The organism is Massilimicrobiota sp. mt181 (assembly GCF_055420065.1).
Window position 1 is genome coordinate 22,089 of the sequence record NZ_JBVAYN010000012.1, and the last position, 13,022, is coordinate 35,110.

Genomic DNA, 13,022 nt, shown 5'->3' on the forward strand with positions numbered 1-13,022 from the left:
AATGGGGACTGGCAATGAAGCTAAGCCACTATCAAGAAAAGATATCAGAAGGATGGCAAAGAAATTTAGAAAAAGATTAGGTATTGAAAATGTTATTTATGTAGATGTTCTTCGAATTTTGGAAATTGACATGCCTAATCTATTCCCAAATTTTGATTACGAAATTTTAACAGAAGAACAATTAGGCGTTCATGGATTAACCACACCAGATGAAAATAAGATTTATATCAGAGAAGATGTATACAATGGTGCAGCTAGAGGTGAGGGACGCGATAGATTGACTATTATGCACGAGATATTTCATTTTTTGTTTCATAGAAAACAAAATATCAGATTAGTGCAAAAAGGATTTGCAAGAGAAGATGTAAATAGACCTATTACATATAAGGATCCTGAATGGCAAGCAGATGCATTTGCCGGAGAAGTACTAATGGATTCTGATATTATTGCAGATATGAATATATTTGAAATTTCTCAAAAATGTGGAGTGAGCTTAGCTGCTGCTAGGACACAAAAAAGCAAACAAAAAAAATCAAGTTAAATAACTCGATTCCAAAAAAGATTTTTTGATAGTTAATTTTATTAGCAACAAAATTATAACATCATCAAAAAATCTTTTCAAGGATAAATTTTGAAAGGAAGGAGATGTTGTTATGTATATTTTTAGAACAAGCATGACAATCAATGGTGTAACATACTATGCCAAAGATTATGGAAAACGTGCATTCAAAATTGATGTTACATCTAGAAAATAAAAGTAAAAACACCATTAACCAATAAAGGTTGATGGTGTTTTTTTGTGCTTTAAAAAATTTTTAAACTTTTTTGCAAATAAAAAAAGAAAAATGAAAAATTTTTGCGTATATAAATAGTAGAGGGGGTGAAATTATGGATATATATGTAAATGAACTTCAAAAGGTTTCGAATGAATTGCAATTACATAATTCTATTTTAAACTTAATTTGCAATGTAAAAGATGATGCAGAAGTAGAAGATATTCAAATTGTTTTAGACTACTTTGCAGATCGTTTGATGGATCTTGACGATGAAGTTCAATCAATTTTAGAGTTCTAGCACTAGGCTAGAACTTTTTTGTCATCACAAATGATTTTTTGTCATCAATTTGTTAACAAATTATATTTATATCATATTTATACCAAGATATCATAGAATTACAAAAGTTATGTATATCAATGAAAATAAGGAAATATATTAATATCGTATTGCTATCAAAATACAATGCACAAATTCTCTTCTGTATTAGTGTTATTTTAATTATCCTCCTTCTTGTTATTCCTAATGTCACATCCAAAAATACAGTGGTTAAAAATAAAGGCTGCGAAGCACAAATAGAAGTCGTCAACTCACAGATTCTATTATATGAAATAGAGAATGGAGAATTACCAACATCTATTTCTGATTTAACAAGCGGCTCACATCCTTATTTAACCGAAAAACAAGGTATATGTCCAAATGGAAAACGTATTTCGATTGATGATGGTCAAGCATATGTTCAATAAATCAGGTTTTACTTTGATTGAAACATTATTTGTTTTCATGATTATGTGCATGTTGTTTGTTTTGTCTTTTCGCATTCATATACCACAAAAAAGCGATACAGTCAAGATTGAAGAAATTACACGATTTTTGAATCAAGCAAAAATGACAGCCATGAACCAAAAAAATCAGGTGAAAGTTATTTTTGGAGCCGATGAAATATTATATGAGTGTCAGGATATAAGTGAGAAATATGTTCTAGATACGCAAGATTCATTCGTGCCATATGAACTAACATTTAATGAAAATGGAAATATTCATGGAGCTAAGACATTAACTTATTACTGTGGTCAACATCAGTATCATTTGGTCTTTCAAATTGGGAGTGGAAGCTTCTATGTGGAATAATAAGGGTTCAACACTCATTGAAAGTTTATTTGCTTTTGAAATTTTTATTTCAATTTTGATTCTTTTTGTCAGTTTATTTTCAGTGTTGTATGAAAAAGAAATAATAGTAAATGAGAAGTATCAATATCTTTTAGAAAAAGAAGGTGATTTCACATATACAGCAGATTACACAGAAATAATCGAAAAGGTTTTACATTGATAGAAATGTTATTATCGCTAGGCATAACTTCTATAATACTATTATCTCTCACAAGTTTCTTTCAACTTGTTCGTTATGCATATACTGCTCATACAGAAAACCAGGAAGATATTTATATTGCATCAAAACAATGCACTCAGTATACAATAGGAAGCTCTTATCTGGAAGTAGGTGATGTATATCGCTTTATGAATTTAGAAGGTGAGGAAACGACTATTCTATACGATCAGGGAAGACTCGTAAAGAAACCTGGATATGAAATTCTATTATTTAATGTTGATGATGTTGATTTTTATATTGAAGACGATTTGATATATATGAATATTGAAAGGAATCGTAAAAACTATGTCTTTTTATTAACATATGCTTATTTAGAAAACGAGGATGAAAATGAAGAAGATATTAGTGAAGAACTTGAAGAATTGTGATGGATCAATCCTTCAAATCATTCTTATTGTTTTTATGATTTTGACCTTAGGACTTTCAATAACATCATTTTATATTCTTCAGTCTGTTAAGAATTATTCTGCAATTGAACAGTTGATGAAACAAAAGAATTTAGAAATATTATTAGTGAAATATTATAGTGACACAGTCCAAAATGATATTCTCCTTAGTGAAGATTATATGACGGATTTATGGGAAATAGAAACAGTTGTTGATGATCTGGGAAATTATTATGAAGTGAATACTTCAGTTCATACGAATCAAATGAACTATTCTTTTTTAACCTGGATTGAAGTAGAAACAGGAAAAATCTTAAAATTTGAATATCTATAAATGGGGGTGCTTATGATGATTTATTATATCGTTTTTGGGTTGCTCATATTCTGCTTTTTATTAACATGTTATAAGGATAAAGGTGTTGTTGAAGAAAAGCAGAAAAAGAAGATGAGAATATGGATTTATTTTTTATTAGGAATAGATTTGCTGATTATTCTTCTTTTTTAAAGATAGGTAAAATGAATGTTTTATTTTACAAGGTTATATAAATTTGCTATAATTCTAAAGGAAATCAAACAAAGGAGAGAATAATTATGGCAGTCAATATTAAAGAATTAAAACCAGGTAATGCATATACAGAAAATAATGATTTGTTCTTATGTATTTCTAATGAACAAAACAAACAAGGTAGATTATCAGGAAAATATATGGTTAAAAGAAAAAATATGAGAACAAGTGCTATTACTGAGGTTTCTTATAATCCAACAGCTAAAGTTGATTTAGCATTGATTGAAAAAAGAAAAATGCAATATCTTTATGATTCAGGGGATATGTTAGTATTTATGGATAATGAAACATATGAACAAATAGAAATTCCTGGTGAACGTTTAGAATGGGAAAAGAATTTCTTAAAACCATCAGATGAAGTAGAAATCACAAGTTATCAAAGTGAGGTTTTAGGTGTTCAGTTACCAATTAATGTTTCTATGAAAATCACAGAAACAGAACCAGCAGTGAAAGGTGATACAGCTACTGGTGCTACAAAATATGCAACAATTGAGACAGGTTTTCAAATTAAAGTTCCTTTATTTATTAATGAAGGAGAAGAAGTTATTGTCAATACTGTTGATGGTAAATATCAAGGAAGAGCGTAAGCTCTTTTTTTCATATTTCAGCTTCTTGAGACATATATTATATAGGAAGAAAAGGAGAATGAATATGAATAAACAGGCGTTTACTTTTTTAACTTTATTTAGTCTTATCCTTGTTTTATCTATCTATTATATTATGTTGCCTCCAGCATCTCAAAGTGAGGTTGTACAAAATGAACAATCAACTATAGAACAGTTACAAAATCAATTAGATAAAAAAAGGGAAGAAATTATCAGTAAAAACAATGAAATTATTGCTAAAGAGTCAAGTACTTCAGAATCTATTAATGAAGCGCTTGAAACCATTAGTGAAACAAAGAATATCACAGAAAAAGAAAAAAGTATTGTTTCTAAATTGACAGAATTAGGTTATCAGGAAAGTTATGTAGAAATTGATAATCAAACTGTAAAAATAACGATATTGAAAAAAGATGCTTCGCAAAGTGATGCATCCAATGTTATTAAAGAAGTTTTAAATCTTGTTGGTGATTCATATCAGGTTGAAGTCAAATTTATTGATGAATAAAACTTGTATTTTTATTGTTTTTTATATACAATAAGAATATAGAAAAGAGGTAATATTATGGCACACAATGATTATTATACTTATACCCAAGGGCGTGTTAATGGGAAAATAATGATGAATGTTCAAGTGTTTGATGAAATCGCTAAAAGAACTGTCAGTGAAATGAAAAATATTTCTTTAGATACATCAAAAGGAATTCAAATTCCTGGAACAAAAAAAGTCGTGAATTGTTCTATTAAAGATAATGAAGTTTATATTTGCATCCATGTTCGTATTAAATATGGCGTAAATATCTCAGCAATTACAAAAGAAATTCAAGAAAAGATTGCTGTTGCAGTTAAACAAATGACAGATGTTGATGTTAAACATGTTAATATTGACGTAGATAATATTGAATTCGATTAAAAAAGTAAGGAAGTCATTTTCTTACTTTTCTTTTGTTTATTTTTATGTATAATTGTGGTAAAATGTAATAAATTTGAGAACTGTGGAGGCATTTTAATTATATGGAAAAAACACATAGAAAAATAGCAAGAGAGATAGCAACTATTGGTATTTATCAAAATTTATTAGTTGATGCACCTCTTGATGATATTTTTAGTTATATATCTGAAAATGAAAAACTAGCTGAAAGTGAAGATTCAATGAATTTTGCAAAATGGTTGATTGAAACAACACTTTCAAATAAAGAGTCTTACCAAGAATTATTAGAAAAGCATTTAAAAAAAGGATGGTCTTTTGAACGTTTGAGTGTTATGGAAAGAGCCATCTTACTTATTGCAACATGTGAGTTACTGGAATCTGATCTTCCAAAAACAATTGTCATAAATGAAGCTGTTGTCAATGCAAAGAAATTCTGTGATGATGATTCATATAAGTTTATTAATGGAATATTAGGTCATGTTGCTTGATGAATGAAAAAAGATATATTAGTGTACATACTCTAAATAAATATATAAGATCAAAATTTGATCAGGATATATCTTTGCATAATGTCTATATAAAGGGAGAAATTTCAAATTATAGACCACATCCTAGTGGTCATCTTTATTTCACACTAAAAGATGATCATTCAAGGGTGTCAGCTGTTATGTTTGCTTCGCTTGCCCAAAAATTAGCGTTTAAATTAGAAAATGGCATGCAGGTTTTTATTCGTGCACGTGTTTCTGTTTACGAAATAACAGGGGAATATCAGTTATATGTTCAAAGCATAGAACAAGATGGATTGGGAAAACTATATCTTGAATTTGAAAATTTAAAAAAGAGATTAGCTAATGAAGGTTTGTTTGATGCCAAATATAAAAAACCCATTCCGCATTTCCCTAGATCTATTGCATTATTATCAGCTAAAAGTGGTGATGCTGTTCATGATTTCATTCAAATTGCCCATTCTCGTTTTCCTCATGTGAGAATTATTTTATTTCCTATACCAGTTCAAGGAAAAAATGCATATTTGAAAATTATAGAAACACTTCAGGCAGTTGATCGCATTGGTTTTGATCTTATTGTTATAACACGTGGTGGAGGTTCTATAGAAAATTTATGGAACTTTAATGAAGAAGCTTTAGCAAGAACAATTTTTCAATGTCAAACACCAATTATTAGTGCGGTTGGACATGAAATGGATTTTACTATTTGTGATTTTGTGAGTGACTTGCGTTGTCCAACACCTACTGCAGCAGCTGTAAGTGCAACACCTGATCAACAAAAATTAAAAGATCACCTTCATGAATTGGAAGAGCAACTTGTATATCGTATGAAACAATATTTACAGATAAAAAAACAGGTTTTATACAGGTTAGAAAATTCTTATTTCTTAACAACACCAGAAGCTCTATATTCGCAGGAAATATTAAGATTAACGCATATTAAAGACCAGTTATCATATCAATTTAAAGTTTTTAATATCAAGACATATCAACAATTGTCTCAACATCAGAAACGTTTAAAAGAACAACTGGATCAAAACATTCAAAAACAGAACTATAAAATAAAACAACTGATTATTCAGTTAGATGCACTAAGTCCTTTAAAAGTCATGCAAAGAGGTTATACATTAGTTCAAAAAGATCAACAGCTTATTAAGTCGTATCAAGATTTGAAGACTGGTGATTTGATTGATATACAGTTTTACGATGGAATAAAGAAAGCAGAAATAAAGTAGGTGAAGATATGGAAAATATGACATACGAAAAAGCAATTGAACGCTTAGAAGAAATTGTATCATTACTTGAAAACAATGAAATCCCATTAGAAGATAGCATTTCATTGTTCCAAGAAGGTATAACACTTTCTAAATATTGTGATGATAAGTTAAAGAATATTCAAGAAAAAGTTGCACAAATATATGAAAATGGTCAATTGAGCGAATTCAAAAGTGAGGAATAACGCATGGAAAAAATGAAAAATGAAATCAACCAAAGATTAGCAGAGTTATGTGAACCCTTAAAAGATGGAAAGGTCAAAGAAGCTGTTCAATACTCATTATTAGCACCAGGAAAACGTTTAAGACCTCTATTATTTCTGACTGTATTAAGATCTTATCAGATTGATTATCATCCATATATGGATATTGCTTGTGCTATAGAAATGATTCATACATATTCGCTTATTCATGATGACTTGCCAGGAATGGATAATGATGATTTAAGAAGAGGACGTAAAACTTGTCATAAACAATTTGATGAAGCAACCGCAATTTTAGCTGGTGATGCCTTATTAAATCTTGGAGTCAACATCATTTTACAGACTTCAATTGATGATTCTCTAAAAGTGCAACTCACAAATCTATTATATAACGCCAGTGGTATCAATGGGATGATTTATGGTCAACAACAAGATTTATTTTTTGAAAATCGTAAAGCAAATTTAGATGAATTACAAGATATTCATAAACATAAAACAGGTGAATTGATTTCAGCCAGTTTACAAATGGGAGCATGTATTGCAAAAATTTCAGATATTGAAAAATGGAGAGATTTGGGATTTGATCTTGGTTTAGCATTCCAAATTCAGGATGATATTTTAGATGTCACTGGAACAACTGAACAATTAGGAAAAAAAGTAGGAAGTGATGAAGATAATCATAAGTCTACTTATGTCACTTTATTAGGAATTGAAGAATCTAAGAAAAAAGTTGAAGATTTATTTCAGCAATGCTATGAAAAAATATATACAATGCAAATTAATCATGGATTGATTTTAGAATTGTTAATAAAAATTTTGAAAAGGGTGAGTTAAATGAAGCTTGAGAATATCAAGGATCCTCAATTTTTAAAGCAGTTAAATATTGAAGAATTAGAAGAATTGGCTGAAAACATAAGAACGTTTATTATTAAAAATGTTTCAAAAACAGGTGGTCATTTTTCTAGTAATCTAGGGGTCGTTGAATTAACTATGGCTTTACATTATATTTTTAATTCTCCAACAGATAAAATTATATTTGATGTCGGACATCAATCATATGTTCATAAAATTTTAACAGGACGTGGTTCTCAATTTGATACTCTTCGACAATTTCATGGGTTGAGTGGGTTTCAAAAGCGCAAAGAAAGTATACATGATGCCTGGGAAGCCGGTCACTCTTCAACTGCTTTATCTGCTTCTATTGGTATGGCTATAGCACGTGATCTTAATCATGAAAAAGGAGAAATTATTTGTGTTGTTGGAGATGCGGCATTGATGAGTGGTGAATCATTTGAAGCTTTAAATTATATTGGCTCTGTTGATTCAAAAGTTATCATCGTTTTGAATGATAATAATATGTCAATTTCAAAGAATGTTGGTGGACTTAGTAATTTCTTTTCAGATATTAGAATATCTACTCAATATAAAAATGCACGTAATAATTACATTTCTTTTTTAAGTAAATCAAGTTTAGGAAAAAAGATTTATAAAATCACAAAAAAAATGAAAGATCAAATTAAAAATAATATTATTAATGATAATATTTTTGGAGAGTTTGGTTTAGACTATATTGGCCCTATTAATGGTCATGATTTTCATGATTTAATGAATGCTTTTCAATTGGCTTCTGAGATGGATCATAGTGTGGTTGTTCATGTTCACACGATTAAAGGAAAAGGATATCCTTTGGCTGAAAATGATCATTATGGCATATATCATGGTGTAGCCCCATTTGATTATAGAGAAGGGATTCATAAAAAAGAAAGCTCTATGATAACATGGAGTGAAACCCTTGCCCGTCATTTAGAAAAATGGATGAGTACAGACAATGACATAGTCACAATTACTCCAGCCATGATATCTGGAAGTTGCTTGAATCATATTTTTGAAAAGTTTCCAGAGCGTTCTTTTGATGTGGGTATAGCTGAAGAACATGCTATGACTTTTGCGGCAGGTTTGTCTAATGCTCATAAAAAACCATTTATTACGATTTATTCTTCATTTTTACAGCGTGCATACGATCAAATTAATCATGATATTGCCCGAATGAACCTTCCGTGTTTAATAGGTGTTGATCGTGCTGGTCTTGTTGGTGCAGATGGAGAAACACACCATGGTGTGTTTGATATTAGTTTTTTATCTGCAATACCTCATCTTATTATAATGACACCTAAAGATGCTGCAGAATTAAAAAGAATGATGAATACTGCTTTTCATCATTTTACACAACCATATATTTTGAGATTTCCTAAAGGTTGTGTAGAAGACTGTGAAGTTTCTTTAGATGAAACGATAGAAATTGGTTCGTGGGAAAAAGTGATTTTTCAATCAGATTATCCATTAACAGTTATTACATACGATGCAAAAGTCAATAATGTCTATGAAGCTCTTTTAAAAGAGAATCTTCCTGTCAATCTCATTAATGCTAGATTCATTAAACCACTTGATCAAACAATGTTAAAAGAATTATATGAATTGAATCAGCATTTACTTATTTATGAAACTGATTTAAAAATTGGCTCACTCGGTTCAATGATTTCATATTTTTATTCAGAATCTCATATGCCAATGCAAATTGATTATATGGGAATAGATGATCATTATACACCTCAAGGTGATTGCGATACTTTATTAGAAACTGAACATATTCATGTCAATGATTTAATGCTAAAGATAAAGGAGATACTTCGTGAAGAAAGAAAGAGTTGATGTTCTCTGTGTCGAACAGGGATTATTTGAATCAAGAGAAAAAGCAAAAAGAGCCATTATGGCAGGTATTGTAAGAGATGACTATGATTATATTGACAAACCAGGTACAAAGATACCAGTTGATTCGCACCTATACATTAAAGGTGAAAAACTGAAATATGTTTCGCGTGGTGGATTGAAATTAGAAAAGGCCATTCAAACTTTTCATTTAGATTTAACTAATCTTTTAATGCTGGATATTGGATCATCAACGGGTGGATTTACTGATTGTGCATTACAGTATGGTGCTAGAGAAGTTTATGCTTTAGATGTTGGAACAAATCAGCTTGTCTGGAAATTAAGAAATGATGAACGTGTCCATGTCTTAGAACAAACAAATTTTAGATATGCAACTTTAGATTTATTTCAATATGGGCAACCAGAATTTGCAAGCATTGATGTTTCATTTATTTCACTCAAACATATTTTTCCTGCTTTATCTCAAATTTTAAAAGAAAATTCTTATTGTGTTGCTTTAATTAAACCACAATTCGAAGCAGGAAGAGACGATGTTGGCAAACATGGTATTGTTGCAGATGCTCATATTCATCAAAGAGTCATCCAAGAAGTTATACAGTATGCACATGAAAATGGTTTTTCAATCAAAGGATTAACATATTCACCTATTACAGGTGGAGTTGGAAATATAGAGTTTTTAGGTTGTTTTCTTTATCAAAAAGATGTTGATGTAGAAATTGATATCGAAAATGTTGTGAATGAGGCTCATACTCATTTTAAGGGATAGGTGAAAAAAATGTTAAAAAGTTTATATGTTTCATCATTTGTCATTATTGATAAAATAAAAGTTGATTTTTATGAAGGCATGAGTGTTTTAACCGGAGAAACTGGTGCAGGGAAATCAATGATTATTGATGCTATTGGACAATTATGTGGAAATCGCTCTTCTGCTTCATATGTAAAAAAAGGTTCTAAAGAGGCAGTTATAGAAGGGATTTTTGATGTTGATATTACACCTCAATTAGAAAAAATATGTGAAGAATTACATATTGATTGTGATAATGAGTTTGTTATTACAAAACATATTCAAAGTAATGGTAAAAGTCAAGTTAAGATTAATTATCATTCTTCTACACATGGTGCTTTAAAATTATTAATGCCTTTTCTTATTGATATTCATTCACAGTTTGAAACACAAAAACTTTTTGAAGAAAAAAATCATATTCATTTACTTGATGAGTATGCAAAAGAGGCTATTCAAGAGATCTTACCTGATTATCAAGAACAATTTTCTCAATATAGACATATCAAAAATCAATTAGAAAAAACAATTCAAGAAGATATGTCTGATGAACAGCTTGATTATTTAAACAGTCAATTAAAAGAAATTGATGAAGTTCCTTATAATGATGATGAGATTGATTCATTTGAAGAAGAATTAAAAATTTTACAAAATTATGAAAAGATGAATGAAAAAATTCAAAATTTTGATCAATTAATGAATCATAATCAAGGAATTTTACCAAAATTAAAAGAAGCTGTTTATGAGATACAATCCTTATCTCAATATCATGAATTTGAAAAGAGTTATGAAAATATGAATAATATTTATTATAATCTAATGGATGTGACAGAAGATATCCTTAATACATATCACTCTTTTCAGTTTGATGAATATCGTTTTAATGAATTACAGGATATTTTATTTAAAGTTAATAGATTAAAACGAAAATATGGTTTTACAATGGAAAGTATTCAAGAATATAGAGAAGAACTTATAAATAAAATTTCTATTATTGAAAATAGAGAAGAATATATTCAAGAATTACAGAAACAATTGAATGATCAACAGAAAAAAGTTGATCAATTAGCTGATCAGTTACATCATATTAGACAGACTTACGCAGAGAAATTTGAAAAAGATATTCAAAAAGAATTAAAAGATCTTTATTTAGATAAAGCTATTTTTAAAGTTCAAATAACAAAAACAAAACGACACGTATTAGGTGCTAGTGATATTCGATTTTTTGTTGCCATCAATCAAGGGCAGGATTTAAGCTTATTAAATGAAACAGCCAGTGGTGGAGAAATATCACGTATTATGTTGGCCATTAAAACGATTATCTTAAAATATAATGATATTGATACAATTATATTTGATGAAATTGATACAGGAGTGAGTGGTAAAGTAGCAACACGTATAGGTGAAAAAATGAAACAGATTGCCGATTATAAACAAGTCATTTGTATTACTCATTTACCACAAGTTGCTGCTTTAGCACATCATCATTATTGTATTGAAAAAAAATCTCATCATGATGATACAGTAACATCTATTCGTTTATTGAATGACCAAGAAAAAATTAATGAAATTGCTAAAATGCTTTCAGGAGAAAAAACAACTCAAGAAGCAATAGAAAATGCAAAAAAATTATTAAATGTATAAAATAAAGCATATATGCCAAAATAAAATGTAATCTTTAATGATTACAAGGAGGTGTATATGCTTTGCTTTTTAAAAAGTTAAGTATATCGCTCATCACTGTCGTTTCACTAATCTTTCCATCTTTCCAAGTTTTCGCTGCTGATGTCATCTTAGGTGGTCAATCTATTGGCATTGAGCTAGATTATGAAGGAATTATGATTACGGGTACTTATGATATTTCTATTGACAATGAGACCTACAATCCAGCAAGTGATGGTTATCAATCAGGGGATTTGATTACTCAAGTTAATCAACAAAAAGTACAAAGCATATCTGAATTAATGAATGCAATTAAAGAAAATATTGAAAATAATCAAAAAATCATCTTGACAATAAAAAGAGAAAATCATTCATTAGAAAAAGAATTAAAATTCCAAAAAAAGAATGATCAATTCACAACAGGTTTATATGTGCAAGATGGTCTATCAGGTATAGGAACAATGACGTACTATAATCCAGAAAATCATCATTTTGGAGCATTAGGTCATATGATGTATGATACTTCATTATCTAGTGAAACAGTTGTCAAAAATGGAACAATTTATAATTCTTATGTAAAAAAAATAAATCCATCAGAAAATGGTAACCCCGGAGAAAAAATTGCTGATATTGGTAATATAGAAATTGGAAATATTTTTGATAATAATCATTATGGGATATATGGAGAATATACTCATATTTCAGATGGTTTAAAGACAATTTCTACAGCATCAATAGATGAAGTTGAAACCGGTGGTGCCTATTTTTTAACAGTATTAGATGGACATGAAGTAACGCGTTGTTCGATTCGAATAACCGACTTAAAAAAGCAAGATGCGCCAGCAGTGAAAGGAATCACTTTTGAGATAACAGATAAAAGAGTTTTATCATTAACAAATGGTATTGTTCAAGGAATGAGTGGATCACCTATCATTCAAAATAATAAACTCATTGGATGTGTTACTCATGTCGATGTTCATAATGTTCATCAAGGTTATGGTTTGTATATAGATTGGATGTTAGAAAACGACAAATAGAGAGAGAATCGTCAAAGATTCTCTTTTTCTTATTTCAACATAATTAGACTTTTTAACAAATTTCTTGTCGGAAAAAGCAGTGAGAATTTTGACGAATTGATATAAATTCATTTTTTCATATATGTTTTTTGTCAAAAAGCTAGGAATATAATTTTGACACATATATAATAAATTTGCTGATGAG

At 29.3% G+C, this 13,022-nt stretch carries 19 protein-coding genes; all 19 read left to right on the forward strand.

Features of this window, described 5'->3' with window-relative positions:
* Position 1: 1 nt before the first annotated feature.
* The 19 genes from ACZYT4_RS08055 (at position 2) to ACZYT4_RS08145 (ending at position 12,838) form a co-directional block, all read left to right on the forward strand.
* Positions 2–541 (forward strand): ImmA/IrrE family metallo-endopeptidase, encoded by a 540-nt coding sequence (locus ACZYT4_RS08055; RefSeq protein WP_463784426.1) that lies wholly within the window; start codon positions 2–4, stop codon positions 539–541.
* Between the two features lie 347 nt (positions 542–888).
* On the forward strand, positions 889–1,074 hold the full coding sequence (locus ACZYT4_RS08060; RefSeq protein WP_463784428.1) for a hypothetical protein: 186 nt from the start codon (positions 889–891) through the stop codon (positions 1,072–1,074).
* A 119-nt stretch (positions 1,075–1,193) separates the two neighbouring features.
* Entirely contained in the window at positions 1,194–1,520 is a 327-nt protein-coding gene (locus ACZYT4_RS08065) for a competence type IV pilus major pilin ComGC (RefSeq protein ID WP_463784430.1), read from the forward strand.
* Positions 1,474–1,905: a competence type IV pilus minor pilin ComGD gene (gene comGD, locus ACZYT4_RS08070; RefSeq protein WP_463784433.1), complete on the forward strand. Its 432-nt coding sequence runs from the start codon at positions 1,474–1,476 to the stop codon at positions 1,903–1,905. The genes ACZYT4_RS08065 and comGD overlap by 47 nt, the downstream gene beginning before the upstream one ends.
* Positions 1,895–2,104 (forward strand): hypothetical protein, encoded by a 210-nt coding sequence (locus ACZYT4_RS08075; protein WP_463784436.1) that lies wholly within the window; start codon positions 1,895–1,897, stop codon positions 2,102–2,104. The genes comGD and ACZYT4_RS08075 overlap by 11 nt, the downstream gene beginning before the upstream one ends.
* 5 nt (positions 2,105–2,109) lie before the next feature.
* The gene (locus tag ACZYT4_RS08080; protein ID WP_463784564.1) at positions 2,110–2,532 is read left to right on the forward strand and encodes a competence type IV pilus minor pilin ComGF; all 423 of its coding nucleotides are present in this window, start codon (positions 2,110–2,112) and stop codon (positions 2,530–2,532) included.
* Entirely contained in the window at positions 2,495–2,884 is a 390-nt protein-coding gene (locus ACZYT4_RS08085) for a hypothetical protein (RefSeq protein ID WP_463784439.1), read from the forward strand. The genes ACZYT4_RS08080 and ACZYT4_RS08085 overlap by 38 nt, the downstream gene beginning before the upstream one ends.
* 12 nt (positions 2,885–2,896) lie before the next feature.
* A complete protein-coding gene (locus ACZYT4_RS08090) occupies positions 2,897–3,055 on the forward strand; it encodes a hypothetical protein (protein ID WP_463784441.1) in 159 nt (52 codons plus the stop codon).
* Between the two features lie 86 nt (positions 3,056–3,141).
* On the forward strand, positions 3,142–3,702 hold the full coding sequence (gene efp, locus ACZYT4_RS08095; RefSeq protein WP_463784443.1) for an elongation factor P: 561 nt from the start codon (positions 3,142–3,144) through the stop codon (positions 3,700–3,702).
* A 64-nt stretch (positions 3,703–3,766) separates the two neighbouring features.
* Positions 3,767–4,225 carry a SpoIIIAH-like family protein gene (locus ACZYT4_RS08100; RefSeq protein ID WP_463784445.1) on the forward strand — a complete coding sequence of 153 codons (459 nt, stop codon included), beginning with the start codon at positions 3,767–3,769 and terminating at the stop codon, positions 4,223–4,225.
* A gap of 57 nt (positions 4,226–4,282) precedes the next feature.
* Complete coding sequence (locus tag ACZYT4_RS08105) at positions 4,283–4,630, forward strand: Asp23/Gls24 family envelope stress response protein (protein WP_463784448.1); 348 nt, start codon at positions 4,283–4,285, stop codon at positions 4,628–4,630.
* A 101-nt stretch (positions 4,631–4,731) separates the two neighbouring features.
* Complete coding sequence (nusB, locus tag ACZYT4_RS08110; protein ID WP_463784451.1) at positions 4,732–5,136, forward strand: transcription antitermination factor NusB; 405 nt, start codon at positions 4,732–4,734, stop codon at positions 5,134–5,136.
* Entirely contained in the window at positions 5,136–6,389 is a 1,254-nt protein-coding gene (xseA, locus tag ACZYT4_RS08115) for an exodeoxyribonuclease VII large subunit (RefSeq protein WP_463784454.1), read from the forward strand. Before nusB ends, xseA begins: the two co-directional genes overlap by 1 nt.
* 8 nt (positions 6,390–6,397) lie before the next feature.
* Positions 6,398–6,613, forward strand: coding sequence for an exodeoxyribonuclease VII small subunit (gene xseB / locus ACZYT4_RS08120; protein WP_463784455.1), 216 nt, complete (start codon positions 6,398–6,400; stop codon positions 6,611–6,613).
* Positions 6,614–6,616: 3 nt separating this feature from the next.
* Positions 6,617–7,465 (forward strand): polyprenyl synthetase family protein, encoded by an 849-nt coding sequence (locus ACZYT4_RS08125; protein ID WP_463784458.1) that lies wholly within the window; start codon positions 6,617–6,619, stop codon positions 7,463–7,465.
* A complete protein-coding gene (gene dxs, locus ACZYT4_RS08130) occupies positions 7,466–9,340 on the forward strand; it encodes a 1-deoxy-D-xylulose-5-phosphate synthase (protein ID WP_463784461.1) in 1,875 nt (624 codons plus the stop codon). It abuts the gene before it with no gap.
* Positions 9,321–10,124 (forward strand): TlyA family RNA methyltransferase, encoded by an 804-nt coding sequence (locus ACZYT4_RS08135; RefSeq protein WP_463784464.1) that lies wholly within the window; start codon positions 9,321–9,323, stop codon positions 10,122–10,124. The genes dxs and ACZYT4_RS08135 overlap by 20 nt, the downstream gene beginning before the upstream one ends.
* A 9-nt stretch (positions 10,125–10,133) precedes the next feature.
* Positions 10,134–11,783, forward strand: a complete 1,650-nt coding sequence (gene recN / locus ACZYT4_RS08140; protein ID WP_463784468.1) for a DNA repair protein RecN — start codon at positions 10,134–10,136, stop codon at positions 11,781–11,783.
* Between the two features lie 62 nt (positions 11,784–11,845).
* Positions 11,846–12,838, forward strand: coding sequence for a SpoIVB peptidase S55 domain-containing protein (locus ACZYT4_RS08145; RefSeq protein ID WP_463784471.1), 993 nt, complete (start codon positions 11,846–11,848; stop codon positions 12,836–12,838).
* Positions 12,839–13,022: the final 184 nt, after the last annotated feature.